The following is a 22,501-nucleotide window of genomic DNA, read 5'->3' on the forward strand; positions in this document are numbered from 1 at the left end:
ACACCGGCTTAATTATTTAGTTAAACCCCCATTTAAATACTTATAAGTCATTTTCTCATAACATCCTGACCTATAAGTCATCCATGTCTATTTTCTCTTGTGATTTTCTGTTTACATTAGCTTAACCGAACACCTAACAAGCTTATCCAAATGAATGTAAACCTTTTGTTCCGTCTCCCGTACGCTCATACGCCTACTACATGTACAATACCGACAAGCGTACTTTTTTTGGCCAGTAAGTATCACCAGAATGAGCTTTAGAAAGATCCCCCTAACTGCTGTGCTGTTAAGTATCACACTAAACCTGTTTGCGCAAAGAAGCAATAACTATTTAGCACAGCCGGATAAAGACCTGTTTCGAATCACCGCCCCGTTGGATAGTTTTAACCGCAGGCTCCCTGTAGAGAAAGTTTACCTGCATACCGATAAGCCTTATTATAACATTGGCGATACACTATGGTTTAAGGCATATTTATTAGACAGGGTAAATTTAACCGCATCAAAGTTAAGCGGATTGTTATATGTGGAACTGGATGACGACAGCGCCCAAATGGTGCGGCGCATTAGCATACCAATAAAAGACGGATTAGGTTGGGCGCAGATACCACTGCTTAAAAACATTTTCCACGAAGGGGGTTACACATTGCGTGCCTATACCAATTGGATGCAAAACATTGGGGAGGATGGCTTTTTTAGTCGCCGTTTTTATTTAGGCACACCGGCGCAGGAATCGTGGTTAGTTAAATCATCGGCAGCAATTAACCGCGTGGATAATAAAGATCAGCTGGATGTCTCGTTGATACTAAAACGGTCAGATAAAGCATCATCGGCTGTAGGTTTACGCAAAGTCGAAGTCAGGATTTATGACCAAACACATTATATATACAATAAAGAACTGCTAACCGGGATTGACGGCTCGTTAAAACTAAGCAGTGTTTTAAAAGAAAAAGCCGATGGTAAACTGTTACGTGTGCAGATAAGGAGCCTTGAACCTCGGGATGGTGAAAAAACCATCCAGGTTCCATTAAATATTAATCGTACTCAAAATATCGACCTTCAGTTTTTACCGGAAAGCGGCAGCCTGGTTGCGGGTTTAAAATCGGTAGTTGGGTTTAAAGCTATAGGCGAAGATGGTAAAGGCACACCGGTTTTAGGTGCTGTATATAATAGCAAAGGAACCGAGGTTGCGTCATTTACATCCGTCCATAATGGCATGGGCTCGTTTGAGTTTACACCAGCCGCAGGCGAAATTTACACGGCTAAAATAAGCCAGCCAACTATTAAAAGTTTTACTTTTCCCAAAGTAAATATTGAAGGCACAGTAATGCATATTGCTAACGCGGAGCTTGCCGACCAACTGAAAGTGTCGCTTTACGCATCGGCAGAAGTTTTACATCCCGATAGTAGTTGCTATTTAATCGGTACATCAAGGGGTGTTATATACTATTCGCAAAAGGTACAGCTTAACCAGCCTGACATCAGTGTTTCTAAAAAGTTTTTCCCTTCGGGGATAGCCAGGTTTACGCTTATTAAAGGTAAAACCTCCTTAAATGAGCGCGCGGTTTTTATTGATAACCATGACGAGTTGATTATCCGTATCACGCCTGATAAAACCGCTTACAAGAAACGCGACAGTGTGGGTTTGAATATCGTAGTGAAAGACAAGAGCGGGTTCCCGGTGCAGGGTAGCTTTTCACTGGCCGTAACTGATGACTCACAGGTAAGGGCCGACAGCACCGGCAACAACAGTATCAATGCCAGCATACTATTAAATGCCGATCTGAAAGGAAGGATAGAAGATCCCGGCTATTACATTTACCGCAAGGATAAACTTGCCTGGCAGGCGTTAGATAATCTGCTGCTTACGCAAGGCTGGACAGGTTATGATTGGAAGGATGTATTTACACCTAAACCTGTGAGGTTTTTACCCGAGAAAGATTTTAAAATAACAGGGAGAGTATCAAACCTGTTTAATAAGCCCATTCCAAATTCAAAAGTTATAATCTCGTCGCGCAAGCCATCTTTTCTGGCATTTACTACTACAGATTCGGCTGGCATCTATGTATTTAAAAACCTGCCAAATATTGATAGCGGATCATTCTTTATACAGGCTAATAACGACAAAGGGAAGAAGATAGCTACCGGCGAAATAACTGTAGTTAAGTTTAAACCACCGTACATCCCCGAAACCTTGCGCGACCATTTGCAGCCCTGGTATGTAAATAGTGATAGCACCCAGCTAAATTACGTATTACGCAAAGCAGTAAGTATCAAGGATGACAATGTAAAAATGACCGGCATTGTGTTAAAAGAGGTTAGGATCAAACAAAAAAAGATCATCAAACTGTCTAAAAACCCGCTTGGACCTGGAGACGCAGACATTGTTTATGATGAAAAGGATATTAAAGAATCGGCTGTGCAGAATTTGTATGATTTGCTAAAAGTAAAGGTCGCGGGGTTTAAAGTGGATAATTACTATCGGTCTGATCATCCCTGGGGTGCAAAATTCCCTGCGACACCAAAATTAGATCGTTACGCTGTTAAAATAGTGCTTGACGGCGCACCATTGCCATTGCGAATAGATGATCGATATTCAGTAGAAGAATATATAGATGAAATGAGCCAGATACAAATAGTAAACCTAACAGGTATAGAAGTAATATTTACACAGCCGCGCCTTGACAGATTAAGGGTACTTACCGGGACCGAATGGCCTCCAACTATTACAATAACAACTAAGGATGGCACAGGCTGGTATAGATCAGGCACACCGGGTGTAGTAACTTACAGGCCCTTACCGCTAATGCGCCCGCAGCAGTTTTACAGCCCTAAATACAAAGTAGAGCCGGAAACCGTAATTGTACCCGACTACCGGGCGACCCTGCATTGGGAGCCCAATATTTATACCGATGCGAACGGTAAAGCAAAGGTCTCTTTCTATACATCTGATATTGCGGGCAAGTATACGGTAACTGTTTCGGGCGTGGATGTAACCGGGTGGATCGGCGACGCGCAGATAAAGATCAACCCGCAAAAACCGTAGCCGGGCCTTGCTATTTATTAAGCTATTTTAACTTTGTTATAAGCAATATTAGCTTTTTAAGGTTAAACCGGCTGATTTACAGCAGCGTGGTTTTGCACTCCCAGTAATTCTCCATTAAATTTCAATAGATTTATGGCAGTAAACCAAAGCTATGACCTTAAGAAGAAACCTGCTGGTGCTTGTACTGCTATGTACAAGCCTTAGTCTATCTGCGCAACAAAACGATTTAAAATTATGGTATGATAAGCCATCGGGCAAAGTATGGGAGAAAGCCATGCCCGTAGGCAATGGCCGCCTGGCCGGCATGGTGTATGGCAACCCCGAACGCGAAACCATTCAGCTAAACGAAGCTACCCTTTGGAGCGGCGGCCCAAGCCGTAATGATAGCGAAACCTCGCTGGCGGCACTGCCCGAGGTTAGGCGATTGATCTTCGAAAATAAACGTAAGGAGGCTGCTGCCATAGCCAGCAAGGCCATGAAATCAAACCGCGATAATGGCATGTGTTACCAGCCGGTGGGTAATTTATACCTGAACTTCCCGGGCCATCAAAGCTATACAAACTATTACCGCGACCTGGATATTAGCAACGCCATAGCCACCACCAGCTATACGGTTGATGGTGTAACCTATAAACGCGAGGTATTCGCGTCCCACGCTAACCAGGTTATTGTGGTGCATTTAACCGCCAGCAAGCCGGGTAGCTTAACTTTTTCGGCTGCCATGTGGAGCCCGCAAAAATCAAATGTGGTAACCAAAGGCAAGGATGAGCTGGTACTTTCAGGCGTATCCGGCGACCGCGACGGCATCAAGGGCCGGGACGAATTCCAGGCTTTGGTAAAAGTTAAGTTAGATGGCGGCCAGCTTGCTACCTCTGATACCTCGGTTAACGTAACTAATGCTACAGCAGCCACGCTGTTTATATCTATAGCTACCAATTTTGTAAAGTATGATGATATCAGTGCCGATGAGTCGGCGCGCGCTAATGCTTATCTGGATAAAGCCTGGCCCATCCCATACGCCAAACTGGTGAGCAACCATGTTGCCGCCTACCAGAAATATTTTAACCGGGTTAAACTTGATTTGGGTACCAGCGACTCGGTAAAAAACCCTACCGACCGCCGTATTGATGGTTTTGCCAGCGGTAATGATCCGCAGTTGGTAGAGCTGTATTTCCAGTTCGGGCGGTATTTGCTGATCTCGTCATCACAGCCGGGCGGCCAGCCTGCTAACCTGCAGGGTATCTGGAACAAAGAGATGAGCCCGCCATGGGGCAGTAAATATACCATCAACATAAACACCGAAATGAACTACTGGCCGGCCGAGGAAACCAACCTTGCCGAAATGCACCTGCCACTGGTCCAGATGGTTAAAGAGCTTTCCGTTACCGGCCAGCAGACTGCCACAAGCATGTATGGCGTTGGCGGCTGGCTAACCCACCACAATACCGACCTATGGCGCATTACCGGCCCTGTAGACGGCATTTACTCGGGCCTTTGGCCATCGGGTGGTGCATGGTTAAGCACGCAGCTGTGGGACCGCTATATGTATAACGGCGACAAGGCCTATTTGAAGTCGGTTTACAACGCTTTGCGTGGCGCGGCCCAGTTTTACTTAGAGTTTTTGGTGGAGGAGCCCGAGCATAAATGGCTGGTGGTATCGCCATCCAACTCGCCCGAGAATAACCCGCAGGCCTATGGCAATGGTATAGCTATTGATGCCGGCGTTACTATGGATAACCAGATCGTATTCGATATTTTTAGCGAGGTGATCTCGGCAGCTAAGATCCTGGGGGTGGACAAAGAGTTTGCCGGCAAGCTAAAAGCAGCCCGCGACCGCCTGCCGCCTATGCAGATCGGCCAGTATAGCCAGCTACAGGAGTGGCTGCATGACCTGGATAGCCCAAGGGACCATAACCGCCACGTATCGCACCTGTATGGTTTGTACCCAAGCAACCAGATCTCGCCTTACCGCACCCCCGAGCTTTTTGATGCCGCCCGTACTTCTTTGATCTACCGCACCGACGTATCAACCGGCTGGAGCATGGGTTGGAAGGTTAATTTCTGGGCAAGGTTACTGGATGGCAACCATGCGTTTAAGCTGATACAGAACCAATTAACACCTACCGGCAAGAACAGGGGCAGCTCAAACAACGGCGGCGGCACCTACCCAAATATGTTTGACGCGCACCCGCCGTTCCAGATCGACGGTAACTTTGGCTGTGCTGCGGGTATCACCGAGATGCTGATGCAAAGCGCCGACGGCGCCCTTAACCTACTCCCTGCCCTGCCCGATGCCTGGCCTGCCGGGACCATAACCGGCCTGCGTGCCCGTGGTGGTTTTGAGATAGTTAGCATGCAGTGGAAGGGTGGCAAGCTGGCTAAAGTCACTATAAAATCTACCCTGGGGGGCAACTGCCGGTTGCGGTTGCCTAATGGCGCGAAGCTGGTTGGTCCAAAGGACTCCTATGGAGCGGGCACTTTAAAAACAGCTAAAGGGCTAAATACCAACTTCTTTTACCAGAACGAGGAGACCGCCAAACCCATCATATCAAGCCAGGCACAGTTAAAACCTACCGGCGCCAAAGAAACTATGCTGTACGATTTTGCTACCGTTGCTGGTAAAACCTATACGTTAGTGGGCATCTAATTTCGCCCGTTGTAGGACGGATTGTTTTAATAAAATGGCGACACCTTACATGTCGCCATTTTTTATAGAGGGTTGTTTTACAACTGTTGAAAGGCTGTTTGTTTCACGCGAATGTGAAACAGATGAAACAAGATTTTGGCCTAACTTATTGAAGTATAAATACTTGCAAAAATATGGTGAAACAAAATGAAACAAGACTTTACTTTAACTTGCTGTAAATTAACGCACTACAAAAAACCAGCGAAACAGAAATGCAACAACTTTTGCGTTAGTGTTTTTAAGTTAAAAATGGATTTTTATTATTGATTATCAACCGATTGCATATAGTATAATTTTGATAGAAAAAGCAATAATTTGGGTCAACTTTCAATCGTAGTTTAACACCTTACTTGTACCTTGTAACTACATCATAACACGCAACAATCACTCGTTTATCCGTAAAAAATGAAACTGTTCAGCATCTCATCCTTCCTAACCACCCTCTTACCTTTTGCCTTATTTTTTAGCGGCGAAAAACCGGCGGCGGTGACGGCAATAAGCACCAATGAATTTTTAAACAGCATTGGTGTTAACTCGGCCATTTCAAGGCGGGGCGAAAGTTTGGACAAAACCATCGAAGCCATCCGGTACACCGGCATCCGCTGGATCCGGTCGGGGTACGAGGGTGGCGCTACCGACCAGGATTACCAAACCCTGCACCGCGCAACCGGTGTACGCTTTAGCTACGGATTAATGAGCGGCGGCACCAATATCGACAGGCTGCTTGCCGGCGGCCGCATGCTGGCCGGTGCCGGCGCGCTGCTGGCTTTCGAGGGTAACAACGAGCCCAATAACTGGGGCGTAACCTACCTTGGCATAAAAGGCGGCAAGAACCAAAGCTGGCTGGCCGTGGCCAAACTACAGGCCGATCTATATAAAGCCGTAAAGACCGATCCAACCCTGGGCCAATACCCGGTGTGGAGCATCAGTGAGAATGGCGCGCAGACCGATAACGTGGGCCTGCAATACCTGCAGATCCCGGCCGGCACAAACGCCCCGATGCCTGACGGTACCCGCTACGCCGATTTCGCCACCTGCCACAACTACTTTAGCCACCCAAGCCATAAGGGATTATATGACAACCAAACCTGGAACGCTGCCGACCCGGGACCTCTTTGTAAAGTCGACGGGCTGTTTGGCAATTATGGCAAAACCTGGCGCGGCAAGTTTACCGGCTATACCGAAGGCGAGTTGGTTAACCTGCCCAAAGTAACCACCGAAACAGGTGTTACTACTGATAATACCTTTACCGAAGAAAAGCAGGGCTGCCTGTACCTAAACCTGTACCTGGCCCAATTTAAACGCCGGTGGAGCTATACCGCTATTTATTTGCTGCGCGACAGAAGCGACGAGGCCGGCAACCAAACATTCGGCTTTTACCAAAAGGATTATACTCCGCGCAAGGCCGCCGTTTACCTGCATAACTTCACCACTATATTAACGGATAAAGCGATCAGCAAAAAAGCGCCTGCCAGCCTGGCCTATACCCTAACCAACCAGCCCGAAACGGTGCATGACCTGCTGCTCCAAAACAGCAATGGCCATTTCCAGTTAGTTATATGGGGCGAGAAAGCATCCGGCAGCGACCAGGTAACGCTAACCCTCGGCAAAAAGGCAGCGCGGGTACAGGTGTACGACCCAACTGTGGGCATAACGCCCGTTGCTAATTATAAGAATGTTAACCAGGTCACGCTGAGTTTAAGCGATCATCCGGTGGTGGTGGAGCTGTAAATTGTAGCAGCAGTTACGGTGGTAGTGGGTGTGTGCCATTCCCTCCCGCTCAAAGACGGATGCAGAGAGGCTTAACAAAGCGTCTAAACCCCTCCCTACACCCTCCCGTTGGGAGGGAACCGCACAAGTCCGCCGCTTTTTCAATCTTCCAAACACCTGTGGTGATAACACCAACAAGGGCGGAATAGCAACCGCCGGCAAAATCCCTTTGTATACACACGCTCATTTACAACCTCTTGCTGATCGTTTAACATACAGGCAATTAACTCATCACTCTTTTACTTAAGGGATATGGTTATGCTTTTGCCAAATACTACTTTTTGCGTTTTGTTGCCCGGTTGGGTGTTCCACAGGCATTCACGCACGGTTAGGGCTTGGGTATCCGGCGCCAATGATATTAACTGGAAAGACATCCGCGTTTCGTCCTTTGCCGAAAACTTACCTTTCATGGGCGAATCTACCCTAAAAGTGTTAAGGCTTACATCATTGTCCGGCCCTCTGTAAACATAAAACTCGTTCCAGTTACTATTGCCGTGGAAATACGCTTTAATATTGGGGTGTGCCTTCAAAAACTTAACCCAGCCGCGTTGTTCTATAGCAGTTGCGCCTTCGTCTTTCATTGCAACTGTACTTTCTTTATAATATTCGGCGGTAAGGTTTTCAAATTTATTAGCGATGGTCATGTTATGCGGCGGCAACGGGTTAGTGAAATGCTTTGCCTCGCACGTAGGTTGATCATGAGTAAATATAATAACAGGTGTTGTTGATGCAACTGTTCGCAGGTCGCGCTCCATCCAGATGCGCTCGGCCGAATCGGGCCATAATGTAATAAACATCAAATGCACCCCGCCAACCTCGCGTGAGTAATTGATCTTATCAGTAGCATAATTATACGCTTCGTTAGTCATGGTTTTTTTGGGGTGCAGCATCAAATTGTAGATGCTAACCAACGTTGTTGGGTCATGTAGGGGGCGCATTGGTTTGGCATACCCAATAGCGTTTGATATATCGTGATTACCGGGAACAAGCAATACCTGTGCAGGCTTGCCATTGTTCCCGGTTAATTTAAGCCCCTGCAGGTAGTCCTGCTTAAATTGCGCCCATGATTTGGCAGCACTTTGTATTGGTATCTCCATGCGGTTGGTAATATCGCCTGTTTGCACCAGGTAATCTATAGCGCCAACTTTTAAGCCCGCATTAATACCGTTATCAGCCGGTAGCTGTTGTTGTGGCAACGTGTTTATTTGGTTGATCATAGCTGCATTTACCAGGTGGGCCATAACCCCGGTATCGCCGCGAAATTGCGGGCGCGTAAGCCCATAATGCGCGTCGGATGAATAAACCATATTTATAACCGGCCTTGCTACCTGTTGCGCCATAGTGGGCGGCGCTACAAACAAACCAAAAGCAATGCCTATATGAAGTGTTGAGATCCTATTTAAAAACATAATAACATTTATTTGTGAAACCGTTTTGAATTATAAAAGGCAGCCATCACAGCTGCCTTTACAAGAGTTTTAATTTTTATTTGTTAGTGATGATTACCGGTGCCATCAACCTGGTAGGCGCCGATATCGCGGCCCGGGCGGGTTAGTTCGGTTACACCAAATTTAGGGTCGACAGGGACATCGCCTCGTGGAGTGAAACCGGTAAAGCCCTTGCCAACACAAGGCGACGTTAGCTTAAGTGCAAAGTTATAGGTACCTACAGTGGCTATATCGCGTAGTTTTAAACCAGCGGGCAACGGCACAGGTGCATTAATAAATTGTGGATTATTCGCGCTTAATATAACTGCATTAGCCGTGTAAACGTCGCCGGGCTTCCAACCAGCCGGCAAAAATGTTGATGGTGCAGGGATGTCAGTCGGTTGTGCTTTTGTAATGGCTGTACTTACAGAAAGCGACGGGTAGATCTGGTTGGCTACCGAGGCTGAATCTGTATAAGTATAATTATAACCGTATTTTATATTAGCAGTGTCGGCTATTGGGTTTTGTACAATACGCAAGCCAAATTTACAGTTCACCATCAGGTTATTATAAGCCATACCGGCCGCATCCTGCTCAAAGTTGATAGATCCGCCACGGCCTGCTGCTGCCCGTCTGTATCCGCAGTTAACAATAGTGTTGTTATACATGCGGATGTTTGAGCCGGGTACGCCTGTGAGCGCACCCGAGTTTGATAACTTAGGGCCGTTAGTTGCTATACCGATGCAAAGATTATAAGCAAAATCGCCAATGGTGCCGGCTTTTGCGTTAAGTGCTTCGCCGCCGGTATACCCGCATTTCTCAAAAGTATTACGCAGGATAGCAATTTTACCGCCCAGCGTGCGGATAGGATCATCAACACTGCCATACAACCACGAATCTTCCACTACAAATATCCCAAATGGATTTTGAAAAAATAATGGGTACGGGCTTTTAGAGATCACGGCAATATCACCGGTGGGAGTGCCGCCGCCAAACTCAACGTGCGTCCATTTAAAGATCATCATTTTGCAATTAGCACCACCCATAATACCGGTCCATAAACCTTTAAAAGCGGGGTCCTTTGATGGGTCGGCACCTAATTGGTCTGTTTTTACAGCACCATCGGCAGTAAATAATATAGGGGCATCTTGTGTACCAAGGCTTAAAAGGCTGCCGTTTACACCAATACCGTAGTTACCTTTAAAATTAATGGTAACACCGGGTTGTATGGTTAAGGTATCATTAGCGTTTACAATAAGGTTACCGCAAACGTTGTAAGTTTTACCGGCCAGCATAGTGCCTTTAACGGCTAATGAACTTGCCGCGCCAAGTGGGGTAAGGCAACCTGCATCACTTATAGGCGCTGCAACCAAAACTATTGCTTTGGATAATTCTTTATGGTCTGCCAGTTTTTGGCATGAGTTAAAAATGAGCCCGGTTAAAACTAAACCTAAGACTAAAAATAGTTTCGTTTTCATTTTATAAAGTTTAATGCTATTAAAATTTGTAGCGGATACCAAACAAGTAGTTGGTCTTGAAATAATCTTTCTGAACTACGATAGCCTTATCAGGCTCTGATTGCAGTGCCAGCGTCCTGGCTCCGGGCGCGGTTAAATAATTGTTGTAAGATTGATGAAGCTCCAATATATAAGGTGTATTAGTTAAATTATTAACCTTACCATAGAAAGAAAATTTACGTGCAAAACGTTTCTCGACCGAAAAATCTATTTGCTTGGTTGGAGCCTGCCAGTAATCTAACCCATAATAAGGGCTTACTAATGATATGCGTGCGCCGGTATATACAAATGCGCCCTGCAGGTCTAACCCTAATTTAGGGTTTTTATAGATCAGGGCAAGGTTACCGATATGGTCTGACTGGCCTTGTAAAGGCCTGGTTTCTGATTGTATACGCGACGTTACCTGGCCTGCATCATTACGGAATGAATAAAGTTTATCAGACGTGATCCTGGACCGGGTGTACGTATAATTTGCAACCACGCCAAACGGGCCCCAATATTTGGTTACTACCCCCTCTAAGCCAAAGTTACGCGCATCGCCAAAATTTTGCGGTATAAGCGTTTGTGAGGTTACACCTGTTTTAACAGCTGCAAACTCTATTGGGTCTTGTATGCGTTTGTAAAACGCGCCTATCAATATTTCATCAGCATTTTTTGAAAACAGCTCATATCTAAAGTCAACATTATCAGCCGTAGTGTGGTTTAAACCTGCGGGGTTGCCGGTTTCTTTAAACACCTCACCTTGTTGCCCGTCCGGAATTAACTCTGCAAAGCCGGGCCTTGCTAATGCCTTGTAATATGATAAACGAAGATTTTGATTTTCTGTAATGCTATATTTAAATATAACGCTTGGTAAAATATCAGTATAAGTTATTTTACCATTTTTATAAGCTGTTGCCGGCGGCAGTTGTGTATCGTAGTTTTGGTTGGTATACTCGGCCCTTACACCACCTAAAGCTTCAAACCTATCTGTTAACTGCCATTTACCCTGAATATATCCTGCGGCTACGTTTTCGGTAAAGGTATAGTCATTGCCATCCGGCGAAAACAATGAAGAGCCGGTACTTTTAAAAGTATATTTAGCATTGCTGATACTGGTATAAGCCTGCGATGTGCTGGTACCTAAGTCGGGCGTAAGACTGTATGAGTTATAATAGCTATCGCGCGTTTTGTGGCGCTCAACTCCGCCTATTTTTAATTCGAAATCCCTCTTTAGCAATTTAAACTTATCGGCAATGTTTAAATATGCGGCGTAATCCTTATCGCTGTTATGTGCCCAAATACGGGTCATCCCCTGTAGTATATCTACGCTGGTTGCGGTTTTTGTAACCGGGTATTCGTGCGTAAATTCTGCCTGGTCAGGAATGTGGTTATTTGCGACCGAATAGGCTAACGACCAGTCGGCCCTTAAACTACTATTTAATTGGTGAACGCCCTGTAATGTTGAGTTGTAAATTGACTGGTATTGCCACCTGCTGCGTGCCTGGGCATCAACCAGCGAGTTTAAAGCGATAGTATCGCTTATTAAGCGGCTTTGATGATCGTCCAGGCGCACAAATACGTTAATAAGGGATATCTTATTGTTTTTATCAAACTTGTAATCAAACTTATTATTTACCCCAATGCGCCTGCTTTGTTGCGAGTATGAGCGCGATTGTAACTCGATAAACTGGGGGATATTATTTAACCCTGGTTGCGCATTAGGTAAAAAGAAGGTGGAGTTATTTCCTGTAAAATTATTTTGGTAGCTGGCCGAAACAATGAAACCAAGTTTTTGATCCTGCCCAAATCTGTCGCCAAATGTAAAACCAAAGTTGGTGTTCACAGGGGTTGCTTTGTTTGAGAATTGGAGGTTGTTTACCGGGAAATCAGCCGGTGCGGCAGCATAGTTGTTACCGTTTCTTTCTGCAGGTGATTGTTTATTAATTGCAGAGGCATCAAATTGCTGAAAATTGCGGCCGGCAAAAATCCCATTATAACCCGCTGCAAAGTTTGCCTGGAACAAGGTTTTTGACGGTGCATCTTTCATCACCAGGTTAATAGTACCGCCAATTGCATCCCCCTCCATTGATGGGGTAAGTGTTTTGCTAACCTCTAACCGTTCCAACAGCTCGGCCGGGAAAAGATCTAAAGGAATAAAACGGTTCTTGTTGTCGGGACTTGGTATTTTAATGCCGTTAACAAGCGTATTAATATAGCGTTTTTCCATGCCCCTGATAATAGGGTAACGACCCTCGCCCGAGTTACTTCTTTCGATAGTTACACCTGACACCCGTTGTATTACGTTAGCCACAGTAACATCCGGCGATAACTCTATATTTTTTGCCGAAACAATATTTACCACCTGGTTTGCATTGCGTTCAAGCGTTCGCGCACGTGTATCGGTTGATACCTGGTTGCCGGATATGGTTACATCATTAAGCGCACGGATATCCGGATCAAGTGCCACACTAATAGTGTTTACTCTATCCGGCGTAACCATAACAGTTATTTGTTTAGTCTTGTATGATACGAAGCGGATTTCAAGCTGGTAAGTATCGGCGCTAAGATTTTTAAATGAGAAGAACCCGTCCAGCTGTACAGCGGCGCTTCGTTTTATTGATCTTATTTCGACAGTAGCGCCCACCAATGGTTCGCGGGTGACAGCATCGGTAACTTTACCTTTAATGCCTTGCGCCAGGCCCGAAAAAGACCATAACGAACAACATAAAGTAAGCAGGAATAAATTAAATAACGTGTAATTGTGTTTCATTTCAGGGGGTTAATTTCCCGCAAATAACACTCTATAAATCTGTAGGAAAACTGAGTTTTAGCCCGCTCGCTGATTACATAATACAATGATAACATTGTGTTTACCCCAAGCCGCTTTTTGGATATGTAACGCGTTATTTAATTAACATTTAGCAAACATTGCAACAATCAAGACCAACTTAAATAGCCATGTTGCTTGTTGACATCCTGCCCCGCTACCCGGCAGTTTGTCAGTGGGGTAACCGAACTAAACTACACAGTTGACTGGACATAATAACGACACTTATCGTTCCGGCCAGCGCGCCGGCCGCGTAAGGGATAGAAGCGAATACCGGCCACGTCGGGGCCCCAGTGCGGGTGCCGCGCCTAACGCCTTGTGGCGTATAAGCGGATAGCCCGGCCCCCGATTTTAATCGGGGGAAACGCCCATGCCACACCCAAAATCCGGGAACTCGTGCTTTTACCAACTTCCGAAATATTGATTAGCGTAGTTCGCGATTGCCACGCTACGCTCGCAATGAGAAAAGGATGAAATTAGCAAGTGAAAAGATCGCTCCGCATACAAATATCCTTGTAAGGAATCACCCACGCTGCCGACTAACCCGACATGACAAACATCAATAAGAACTATGCGCCGCTGCTTTTGCGTTTAATAATTGGCTATGGGTTTATGGCCCATGGCCTGGTAAAGCTGAGCCGCGGGCCGGCCGGGTTTGAGAAACTACTGGTTCAAAACGGCGTCCCTTTTCCGCATTTTATGGCGTGGCTTACACCGCTTACCGAGGTTTTGGGCGGCCTGGCTATTTTGTTGGGGGCTTTTATCTTTATTTCGGCCATCCCGTTAATAGTTATCCGGCTTACGGCGATAGTAACCGTACATTTCAAGTTTGGGTTTAGCTCGGTTAACACTATTGGCCTTACGCCCGCCGGGCCTAAGTTTGGCCCGCCGGGATATGAAACAGACCTGCTGTATATAGCAGGCCTGGTGTCGTTAATGCTATCGGGCGCGGGTGCTCTTTCGGTAGATGGCTGGCTGGCTAAACGCAGCGGGGGGTAATGCCTTTTAACTGTCTTATTTAACCCGCAATAAAGTAGTGCTTAGGGCTCGAACTGTTGCCCGGCAAGGGCTACTTTTTAAAGCTATCCTAAAAGGGTAGCTTTTTTTTTGATATAATTATTGTATGTTTAGATCATGAAAGTTTTAAGTGACAACATAAGATCTTGGTTAGCCAAATTGTATCAAACATTACTTTTATTTTAGCACTAATATAAAAACCTTTTCAAACAGCTGATCTGAATTAGCAGCCAACCTTTATGCCTAAAATCACAGCAAATAAGAACGACTTGGGCTACGTGCCCGATTTGGATGGTCTGCGCGCAATAGCGATATTATCTGTAATGTTCTATCATTTCGAGGTATTCAGCGCCGGATGGATAGGGGTGCAGTTGTTTTTTGTTTTGTCGGGGTACCTGATCACCAAAGGTCTCGCTTCCGAAAAAAAGCAGGTTAAACAATTCGGCAGTTACATCAAAATATTCTACTTAAAACGAGTTTTACGTATTTTTCCGGTATATTTTTTATATGTCGCCTGCTTTTTGGCGTTCTGCTACATTACCCACAACGCGGCTACAGCTAATGGAGCTGCAATTCCTTTAATCACCTACACTGTTAACATTTACGGGTTAGCCCCGCACACAGTAAACATGGCAGGCTTTGGCTATGTATGGTCGCTTTCTGCCGAAGAACAGTTTTACCTTATCTGGCCGTTTATCGTATTTTTTTCTTCTGAAGCAGTGTTACGACGCATCTTATATGCAATAATGTTTATAGCACCGCTTTGGAGATTGGCGATGCTGTGGTTCGCGGTTAACCACGGCGTGCAGCCAGATACCGCAGGCACCATGGTTTATATCACCACGCTATCCCAGTTTGATGCCTTTGCTGTCGGCGCTTTAATAGTATACATAACGGATGTAAAAAACATTAGCACCCCGCGTTTAAGGAAAATGGTTTTTGCAGGCATTGCCATCTTTTTATTGATAGGCCAGGTAAACGTATTCTTAACCAACAGAACGCTGCTTAAAGACATGACCACGCTGGGTTACCGGGTAACCATGCTCAATAACTACCAATATGTTTGGGGCTATAGCGTGATAAACCTGTTTGCAGGCTTTATTATTTTTATAATAGTGAAGTATCAGAATGTTATCCCTATACTTAGTAACAAGGTATTGGTTTATATAGGCCGTATATCATACGGGATGTATATTTTTCATGTACCGGTATTACTTGCTTTGGACGGACTAAAGCATAGGGGCCTGGCACTGAATATGATTCGCCTGGCATTGTTTTTTAGCATTACTATTTTATTGGCGCATCTATCTTATTACTACTTTGAATTGTATTTTTTGAAGAAAAAGAAAAAGGTGCTTGAGAATATCACTGCTAAACAGCATAGTCTGTCATAAGAAGAAAATCTCAAAAGCCCCGCCGCGCCGCTTATACCAGCGGGGCAACGCCCCGTGTCATTAAGGCCGAAATAAATATCAATATCCATTCAAATTACCACAACCTCTTTACACGCCCATACGTTTAAAGTACCTATTTTATACTAAATTTGTGCGATGCGTGTGCGGTTTCTGCCTTTGATATTTGGATTGTGCTTTTTGTTTGGCAGCGTACAGGGGCAGAGTATTTTTGTAGGGACGGTAAGCGGCACTATTACCGCCTATGCAGGCACACCATCTGCAAGCCCTAATATACAACAATTCACGGTTAGCGGTGTTGGTCTTATCGGCCCTGTAACCGCTACGGCTCCTGCGGGGTTCGAGGTTTCCACTTCGCCAGGCAGCGGGTACGGCCCTTCGGTAACCATGACCGTTAATGGCGCGGTAACCGCGATCGTGTACGTTCGTACGGCGGCATCCGCCACTGCCGGGTTCAAAGTAGACAATGTGGTTTTAACATCGGCAACTGCTATAACGCAACTTGTGGGCGTTGTAGCCACCGTTAACCCCGCGTCATCTTCAATAATTACGGTGGTGGGCTCGCCCGGTACTGTTACTACCACTTATGGCGCGCCTTCTATACCGGGCAGCTTTAGTGTGGCGGGAGCCGGCTTAACAGGCCCGATTACTGTTACCCCGCCGGCAGGGTTTGAAGTGAGCACCAATAACATCAACTTTAGCCCAACGCTTATTATACCCGCTACCGGTACCCTGGTATCAACCATGGTATATTCGCGTTTAGCCGGCACAACAAACGCGGGCCCTTACGCGGGCGATATTGTATTAAGCAGTCCCGGTGCCGCAAATGTTAATGTGGCCATACCAACCAGCACTGTTAATAAGCGGTTATTAAATATTACCGGCAGCTATCTTAAAACCTATGGCGGTACAGTAGCCAACGTCACTTTATATTACAACACGCCGGGGGTAACGTTTACCAATCCGTCGTTCCAAAACGGTAATAGTTTTAATTCGATAGATCTGACTTTCATCGCGGGGACGGCTGCTACAGATGGGGCAGGCACCTATCCCGGGGCGGTAGTTATGTCAAACCTTACCGGGCGCAACGGCTACCTCAGCAGTAACTATACGGTAACTTATGCTACCGTAAATATGGTTATTACACCCGCGCCATTAACTATCACTATTAATAAAGTAACCAAGCCTTACGGCGCTGCATTAACCACTACAACCGGCGTAACCACCTTTACACCAACAGGGTTAAAAAATGGAGAAACTGTAGGCAGCGTAACCGTTAACTACGGAGCCGGGGGACCGGCAAATTCGGCGGCCGGTACTTATCCAGGGTCGGTAGTAGCTTCCGTGGCTACCGGTGGCACTTTTTCGCCCGCTAATTATAGTATTACCTATGTAGCTGCCCCGCTTGATGTAACCGCGCCACCGCCGCCTGTAATTACCATTGTAACTACGCCGCAGCCGGTTAATACGGTTTACGGTACGCCGTCGCCTTCAACCAATTTTACGATATCTGCTACAAATTTGCTAACGGGCGTATTGGTTACCCCACCACCGGGATTTGAAGTAAGTACAAATAATGTGATTTTTAGCCCTACGGTCACCGTCGGTTCGGTGGGTAGCATCGCTTCGGTGCCGGTGTATATCAGGTTAGCGGCAATTACCAACGCGGGCCCGTATGCGGGTAATATTGTATTGACCAGCGGCACTAATACTACCAACGTAGCAATGCCCAACAGCATAGTAAGCCCCGCGCCTTTAACTCTGGCGGCGATAGATGAAACTAAATATTACGGAGGGATTTTAACGGAGCCGGCCAGCTCCAATAGATTTACCATCACCGCCGGCGGTTTAAAAAATGGGAATACGATTACGGGTGTGGCTTTAACGTATGGCTTAGGCAAAGCAGCGACGGTAACGATTGGCACCTATACAGGCAGTGTAAATATAGCCGGCGTAAACGGGGCCGACGGCTTTTTAGCAAGCAATTATGCTATTAATTATACGCCCGCCAACATTATTATTGAACCCCGCCCGCTTACCATAATAGCCAACAACGCGACTAAAAGGTATGGTGAAACCTTAACCGGCGGCCCGGGCAGTATCGCGTTTATGGTTATGGGCCTGCAAAACGGCGAAACCGTTAATGGTGCTACTTTAACTTATGCTGCCGGAGGCGCGGCTAAGGATAATGCCGGGAGTTATGTGGGTAAAATTGAGATGTCTAACCCGGTTGGGGTAACGTTTATTGCAAGCAATTATACCATAACCTATGTGCCCGGCGACCTGACCGTAAACCCCGCGCCGCTTACCATAACGGCAGTTGATGCGTCAAGAAATTATGGCGAACCAAACCCGGCATTTAAAGCTACCTATACGGGGTTTGTAAATGGCGATAACGCGACCGTACTAACCAAACAGCCAACCCTGTCAACAACCGCTACCATTGAGTCTGACGGCGGGAAATATCCCATTATGGCAGCAGATGCTGCGGCTGTAAATTATACTATAACCTATGTTAACGGGGAGCTTACCGTTAAACCGCCGGTAAACCTGGTTATCCCCAACACCTTTACGCCCAATTACGATGGTATAAATGACACCTGGAGGATACCGGCCCTGGTCTCCTATCCAAATTGTACGGTCGCGATCTTTAACCGCTATGGCGCGATAGTATATAATTCTGTAGGTTACGGCACCCCGTGGGACGGTACAGTTAAAGGCCGGGATGTGCCTGTGGGTGTGTACTATTATATTATTGATACCAGAGTTGCAGGGATAAAAGCATCAGGCAGTTTGACAGTTATCAGGTAACTGCAGATCTTGCAATGCCACGCTTCGCTTGCAATTGTAAGGGTCACATACTTCGCTAACTTGGTTATTTTATCGGTACAGATTTGGTTTTCACCACAATGGAATCATGCTGAAATGCGCTGTAATTTATCTTGACAAATCCTTTTCGGGTGGGGTCCTTCGTTATCGGCTTTATATTAGCTTCCCATTGGTTACAGTGAGTGCTTATGGGCGGTACAGCGTATTGCCAATGGCCATGTTTAAAGGTGTACACGTAATAATTGCGCCAGCAGGATGTGAACCACTCGGGCAGCAGCCCAATCTCGTCAAGGCCGTCGTTATCCAGGTCGCCCAGGTTGGCAGGTGTGCCCCCAATACAGCTTTTAACGGCTATGGGAGGGATAGTTGGGTCAGAAAAATGCAGCACCGCTATACAGTCACCATTTACGCAGCTCGTTTCCTCAGCATTTAATTGTGGCGGAGTGAGCCAGACAGTTTGCCGGGCATGTGAAGTGTAGTGGCCCTTAACATGGGGCACAACTTCGCTATGCAGGCTAAGCTGAGTGGCTGCGGCTAAGATAATTAACGATAAAAATGCTGCGGAGCGAAACATAATATCATTATAACCTATAGTTAAGTAATTTGGTTTTAACGAGTTAAAAATAAATATGCTTTAAATAGCCCACCCTCATGTATAACCTTTTGCCAATCATTTAACGTATAAGCAATTATATTATAAGCCGACCCTGTCCTATAGGATCAAATACATGTTGTTGAATAGGTTATTTTGAACGCGCTGCCGTTTGGCGGTTACCCCAGCGTTTGCAATTGCTTGTGGTAGTTGGAGCTACAATTGTTATTCTTTTTTAAAAATGCAATTAATTAAACCTACAATAAACACACACCACTAAATTCTGAAATTATGAAGAAAACAACAATTTTAGCTGTTACTGCCTGCCTCTCGGTTTTTAGCTGCAGCAAAAAAGAGGGTGCCACCGCGCCGTCGGCAGATAGCGGTAAAACCAGCTTGGGATCAATACCCGGCCCGGAATTTTCCGGTTCATCATTCAACTCGTGGGACCCGGCCGATGCCACCACTGCTTACAATGCTTTTAATACGGCCTGCTACAACCCAACCACCAAGCTTTATTACAGCACCACACTCAAGGACAACATAGCCGCCATCTGGACCAACGCCATATTCTGGGATATGGCAATGGATGCTTACACCCGCACCCGCACCTCGGCGGCGCTTACACGCGTTAATGATATGTATACCGGCGGCTATAACCAATACGATCATTACAACTGGAACAACACTACCGTTTGGTTTATTTATGACGATATGATGTGGTGGGTAATGTCGCTGGCGCGGGCTAACCAGATCACCGGCAATGCTACCTACCTAACAACGGCGCAGGCCGGGTTCGACAGGGTTTGGAACGGATCATACGACGCGACGGGCGGGGGCATGTTCTGGGATTTTAACCACTCGGGTAAAAACTCGTGCATTAACTTCCCTACCGTCATCGCGGCTATGCGCCTGTATACCATTACCGGTAACAGCGCTTATTTAACCAAGGCACAAAATATATATACCTGGGCCAAAGCCAATTTAACCAACACCACTACGGGCCAGGTTTATGATAACAAAATAGGCAGCAACCCGCCGGGCGGCCAGGCTTATACCTACAACGCTGGTACGGCCATAGGCGCGGCCTATGCTTTGTACAAACAAAGCGGTAACAGCGCCTATTTATCAGACGCTACACGGTATGCCGATTATGTTAAAAACAACTTATGCAACGCGCAGGGCATACTCCCTGCCGAAGGCGATTTTAACGAGCAGGGTGTAATGAAAGCCATATTTGCCGATTATATTATGCAGCTGATAAACGAGGGCAAGCAAACCCAATACCTAAGCTGGATTCAAACCAATGTGGATACCGGCTGGGCCAACCGCGACGCGTCGCGCAACTTAACTTACCGTAATTATGCGGTGCCGTGCCCTACAGGCTACATCCAAACTTACGAGGCTTGCAGCCTGGTAGCGTTTATGCAGCTTTACCCGGGTGTTACCTTTTACCAGAACACGCTGTATGGCGGCACAGTAACCGGTACCATCCCGAAAGGAAATTATACGCTGAGCCAGCTCACGCCTTATGGTTTTGTAAACGATTGGGCATCGTCGGCCAAGGTACCGCAAGGGTGGACCGTTACCATGTACAAGGATGATAATTTTACCGGGCAAGCCTGGACATTGCCAAGCGGCGATACGCCGCATTTCCCTAATCTTACACCAACCGCCAATGATTTGGTAACATCGGTTAAGATCCAATAAAGACCTGCATTCAACCTAACCCGTAAGCATAACCGGCACAGTGCCGGTTATGCTTTTTTTTATGACTATTTGCTGATAGTGCCTAACCTGACATCTAAATCAACTCCCGGTAACTCGTTCTATTCCTTTGCTTATTCCTGCTGTGATCATTGAGCCGTAACCATCTTTAGGTAAATAGATTGTATAACCAAGCGCCAGTTGATAGTTTTCGCGCGCTTCGGCGAATTTGTTTAAATCTTCGTAACCTTTTGCAATGTTCAAATACAATGATGGAAGTATCGCTTTAACATCCTGGCTATTATCCTGGATCGCAAACTTTACTGCAATAATATCCCATTCCAATTTAGCTGCAATTGTTCCTTGATGGCGCGCTACATAATGAGCAGCTGTAAACTTTTCGATTGAATTTGAGGCTTCATCCCAGGCTTGATAAAATAATTTTGCAGCCTCCTCCTGTTTACCTTCACCCTCCAATAGCATCCCGTTGGCACAAAGTTTATTAATGGGGTTTTCAGGATCAAATTGCATTGTTTCGTTTGTTTGAAATTAGTTTAAAGATAACATTTTCCTCCTTATGGTACGCCACCAGGCACTTTCAAATCATCTGCACATTTGCACATTTGCATATCTGCATATCTGCACAGCATTCCGTATCTTTGCGACAATGCAGTTAACAGACACACCGGCAAGTATTTGGGAGAAGGGTTACAATAACTATGGGCCATGGCTTAAAGAGAAGTACCCCGGGCACCGCGTATTTAAGGTTATTGTTGATGGCAACTTTACCTGCCCCAACCGCGATGGCAGCAAAGGCTTTGGCGGCTGCACCTATTGTAATGTCGATTCGTTCACCCCGTCAGTAAGCCGCAATGCCAGCACCATTAAGCAGCAGGTTATGGAGGGTATGGAACGCGCACGCAAAGGCAATAAGGCCGATAAATTTATCATCTACTTCCAACCCAATACCAATACCTATGCCCCGGTACATTACTTAAAAGCTTTGTATGACGAGGCGCTGAGCTATTGCCCCGAAGATATTGTGGGCCTGAGCGTAGGCACCCGCCCCGATTGCATCGACGCCGAAAAAATTGCCCTGCTGGAAAGCTATACCGACCGCTTTGACGTAGACCTGGAAATGGGTATGGAAAGCATCTATAACGAAACGCTGGACCAGATAAACCGCGGCTGCAGCCATGACGATTTGCTTACCGCGCTAAAATTAGTGGAGAATAGCAAGCTGGACATTTGCGTGCATACCATCTTCGGCTTCCCCTGGGAAACTAAGGAGATGATGCTTAAATATGCCGACGAGATCAACAAGCATCCGCAGATAAAATTTGTGAAGTTCCATCACCTGCATATTGTTGAAGGATCTGTAATGGGCGTAAAATATAAACGCGAGCCATTTAAGCTTTTCGAGCTGGATGAATACGCGCAGTTTTTATGCGAGTTGTTACCCCTGGTAAGGCCCGACGTAGTGATCCAACGCCTGTTTGGCCTGAGCGACCGCGAACTGCTTATCGCCCCTAACTGGGGACTAAAAAAGTCAGAGATCCAATACTACATCGATCAGAAAATACTGAACAGCGGCGTGGTGCAGGGAAGCGCTTTGTAAGGCGACCATTACTCACCCCGACATCGCTACGCTCGTCACCCCTCTCTTCGCCTTCGGCGGAAAGAGGGGACGTG

Annotated in this window: 13 protein-coding genes; 8 read left to right on the forward strand and 5 right to left on the reverse strand. The window is 46.2% G+C overall.

Annotation, left to right across the window (positions count from 1 at the left end):
- Positions 1–250: 250 nt before the first annotated feature.
- From ABIB50_RS17970 to ABIB50_RS17980, 3 genes are all read left to right on the forward strand, one after another.
- Positions 251–3,043: a hypothetical protein gene (locus ABIB50_RS17970; RefSeq protein WP_429381905.1), complete on the forward strand. Its 2,793-nt coding sequence runs from the start codon at positions 251–253 to the stop codon at positions 3,041–3,043.
- A gap of 151 nt (positions 3,044–3,194) precedes the next feature.
- Entirely contained in the window at positions 3,195–5,690 is a 2,496-nt protein-coding gene (locus tag ABIB50_RS17975; RefSeq protein WP_429381907.1) for a glycoside hydrolase family 95 protein, read from the forward strand.
- 444 nt (positions 5,691–6,134) lie between these two features.
- On the forward strand, positions 6,135–7,460 hold the full coding sequence (locus ABIB50_RS17980; RefSeq protein WP_429381909.1) for a hypothetical protein: 1,326 nt from the start codon (positions 6,135–6,137) through the stop codon (positions 7,458–7,460).
- A gap of 278 nt (positions 7,461–7,738) precedes the next feature.
- On the opposite strand, the gene ABIB50_RS17985 is transcribed toward ABIB50_RS17980, so the two are convergent.
- The 3 genes from ABIB50_RS17985 to ABIB50_RS17995 all read right to left on the reverse strand — a co-directional run bounded on the left by ABIB50_RS17985 (position 7,739) and on the right by ABIB50_RS17995 (position 13,195).
- The gene (locus ABIB50_RS17985; protein ID WP_429381911.1) at positions 7,739–8,908 is read right to left on the reverse strand and encodes a metallophosphoesterase family protein; all 1,170 of its coding nucleotides are present in this window, start codon (positions 8,906–8,908) and stop codon (positions 7,739–7,741) included.
- A gap of 83 nt (positions 8,909–8,991) precedes the next feature.
- Positions 8,992–10,404, reverse strand: coding sequence for a hypothetical protein (locus tag ABIB50_RS17990; protein ID WP_429381913.1), 1,413 nt, complete (start codon positions 10,402–10,404; stop codon positions 8,992–8,994).
- Positions 10,405–10,423: 19 nt separating this feature from the next.
- Positions 10,424–13,195: a TonB-dependent receptor domain-containing protein gene (locus ABIB50_RS17995; RefSeq protein ID WP_429381915.1), complete on the reverse strand. Its 2,772-nt coding sequence runs from the start codon at positions 13,193–13,195 to the stop codon at positions 10,424–10,426.
- A 606-nt stretch (positions 13,196–13,801) separates the two neighbouring features.
- Between ABIB50_RS17995 and ABIB50_RS18000 the strand changes: the two genes are divergently transcribed.
- From ABIB50_RS18000 to ABIB50_RS18010, 3 genes are all read left to right on the forward strand, one after another.
- On the forward strand, positions 13,802–14,251 hold the full coding sequence (locus ABIB50_RS18000; protein WP_429381917.1) for a DoxX family protein: 450 nt from the start codon (positions 13,802–13,804) through the stop codon (positions 14,249–14,251).
- A 257-nt stretch (positions 14,252–14,508) separates the two neighbouring features.
- On the forward strand, positions 14,509–15,663 hold the full coding sequence (locus tag ABIB50_RS18005) for an acyltransferase family protein (RefSeq protein ID WP_429381918.1): 1,155 nt from the start codon (positions 14,509–14,511) through the stop codon (positions 15,661–15,663).
- Between the two features lie 156 nt (positions 15,664–15,819).
- Positions 15,820–18,492 (forward strand): MBG domain-containing protein, encoded by a 2,673-nt coding sequence (locus tag ABIB50_RS18010; protein ID WP_429381920.1) that lies wholly within the window; start codon positions 15,820–15,822, stop codon positions 18,490–18,492.
- Between the two features lie 64 nt (positions 18,493–18,556).
- On the opposite strand, the gene ABIB50_RS18015 is transcribed toward ABIB50_RS18010, so the two are convergent.
- Entirely contained in the window at positions 18,557–19,084 is a 528-nt protein-coding gene (locus ABIB50_RS18015; protein WP_429381922.1) for a hypothetical protein, read from the reverse strand.
- Positions 19,085–19,393: 309 nt separating this feature from the next.
- On the opposite strand from ABIB50_RS18015, the gene ABIB50_RS18020 reads away from it, so the two are divergent.
- Entirely contained in the window at positions 19,394–20,812 is a 1,419-nt protein-coding gene (locus ABIB50_RS18020) for a glycoside hydrolase family 76 protein (protein WP_429381924.1), read from the forward strand.
- A 99-nt stretch (positions 20,813–20,911) separates the two neighbouring features.
- Here ABIB50_RS18020 and ABIB50_RS18025 read toward each other — a convergent pair whose 3' ends face one another.
- The gene (locus ABIB50_RS18025) at positions 20,912–21,340 is read right to left on the reverse strand and encodes a hypothetical protein (RefSeq protein WP_429381926.1); all 429 of its coding nucleotides are present in this window, start codon (positions 21,338–21,340) and stop codon (positions 20,912–20,914) included.
- A gap of 136 nt (positions 21,341–21,476) precedes the next feature.
- On the opposite strand from ABIB50_RS18025, the gene ABIB50_RS18030 reads away from it, so the two are divergent.
- Positions 21,477–22,427: a TIGR01212 family radical SAM protein gene (locus ABIB50_RS18030; protein WP_429382129.1), complete on the forward strand. Its 951-nt coding sequence runs from the start codon at positions 21,477–21,479 to the stop codon at positions 22,425–22,427.
- Positions 22,428–22,501 lie beyond the last annotated feature (74 nt).

The organism is Mucilaginibacter sp. UYCu711, from assembly GCF_050433825.1.
Taxonomy (GTDB): Bacteria; Bacteroidota; Bacteroidia; order Sphingobacteriales; family Sphingobacteriaceae; genus Mucilaginibacter.

Coding starts and splice junctions, on each gene's coding strand:
- ABIB50_RS18015 (WP_429381922.1), bottom strand. CDS start 19,084: ATGTTTCGCTCCGCAGCATTTTTATCGTTAATTATCTTAGCCGCAGCC.
- ABIB50_RS17995 (WP_429381915.1), bottom strand. CDS start 13,195: ATGAAACACAATTACACGTTATTTAATTTATTCCTGCTTACTTTATGT.
- ABIB50_RS18000 (WP_429381917.1), top strand. CDS start 13,802: ATGACAAACATCAATAAGAACTATGCGCCGCTGCTTTTGCGTTTAATA.
- ABIB50_RS17990 (WP_429381913.1), bottom strand. CDS start 10,404: ATGAAAACGAAACTATTTTTAGTCTTAGGTTTAGTTTTAACCGGGCTC.
- ABIB50_RS18010 (WP_429381920.1), top strand. CDS start 15,820: ATGCGTGTGCGGTTTCTGCCTTTGATATTTGGATTGTGCTTTTTGTTT.
- ABIB50_RS18005 (WP_429381918.1), top strand. CDS start 14,509: ATGCCTAAAATCACAGCAAATAAGAACGACTTGGGCTACGTGCCCGAT.
- ABIB50_RS18030 (WP_429382129.1), top strand. CDS start 21,477: ATGCAGTTAACAGACACACCGGCAAGTATTTGGGAGAAGGGTTACAAT.
- ABIB50_RS17975 (WP_429381907.1), top strand. CDS start 3,195: ATGACCTTAAGAAGAAACCTGCTGGTGCTTGTACTGCTATGTACAAGC.
- ABIB50_RS17970 (WP_429381905.1), top strand. CDS start 251: ATGAGCTTTAGAAAGATCCCCCTAACTGCTGTGCTGTTAAGTATCACA.
- ABIB50_RS18020 (WP_429381924.1), top strand. CDS start 19,394: ATGAAGAAAACAACAATTTTAGCTGTTACTGCCTGCCTCTCGGTTTTT.
- ABIB50_RS18025 (WP_429381926.1), bottom strand. CDS start 21,340: ATGCAATTTGATCCTGAAAACCCCATTAATAAACTTTGTGCCAACGGG.
- ABIB50_RS17980 (WP_429381909.1), top strand. CDS start 6,135: ATGAAACTGTTCAGCATCTCATCCTTCCTAACCACCCTCTTACCTTTT.
- ABIB50_RS17985 (WP_429381911.1), bottom strand. CDS start 8,908: ATGTTTTTAAATAGGATCTCAACACTTCATATAGGCATTGCTTTTGGT.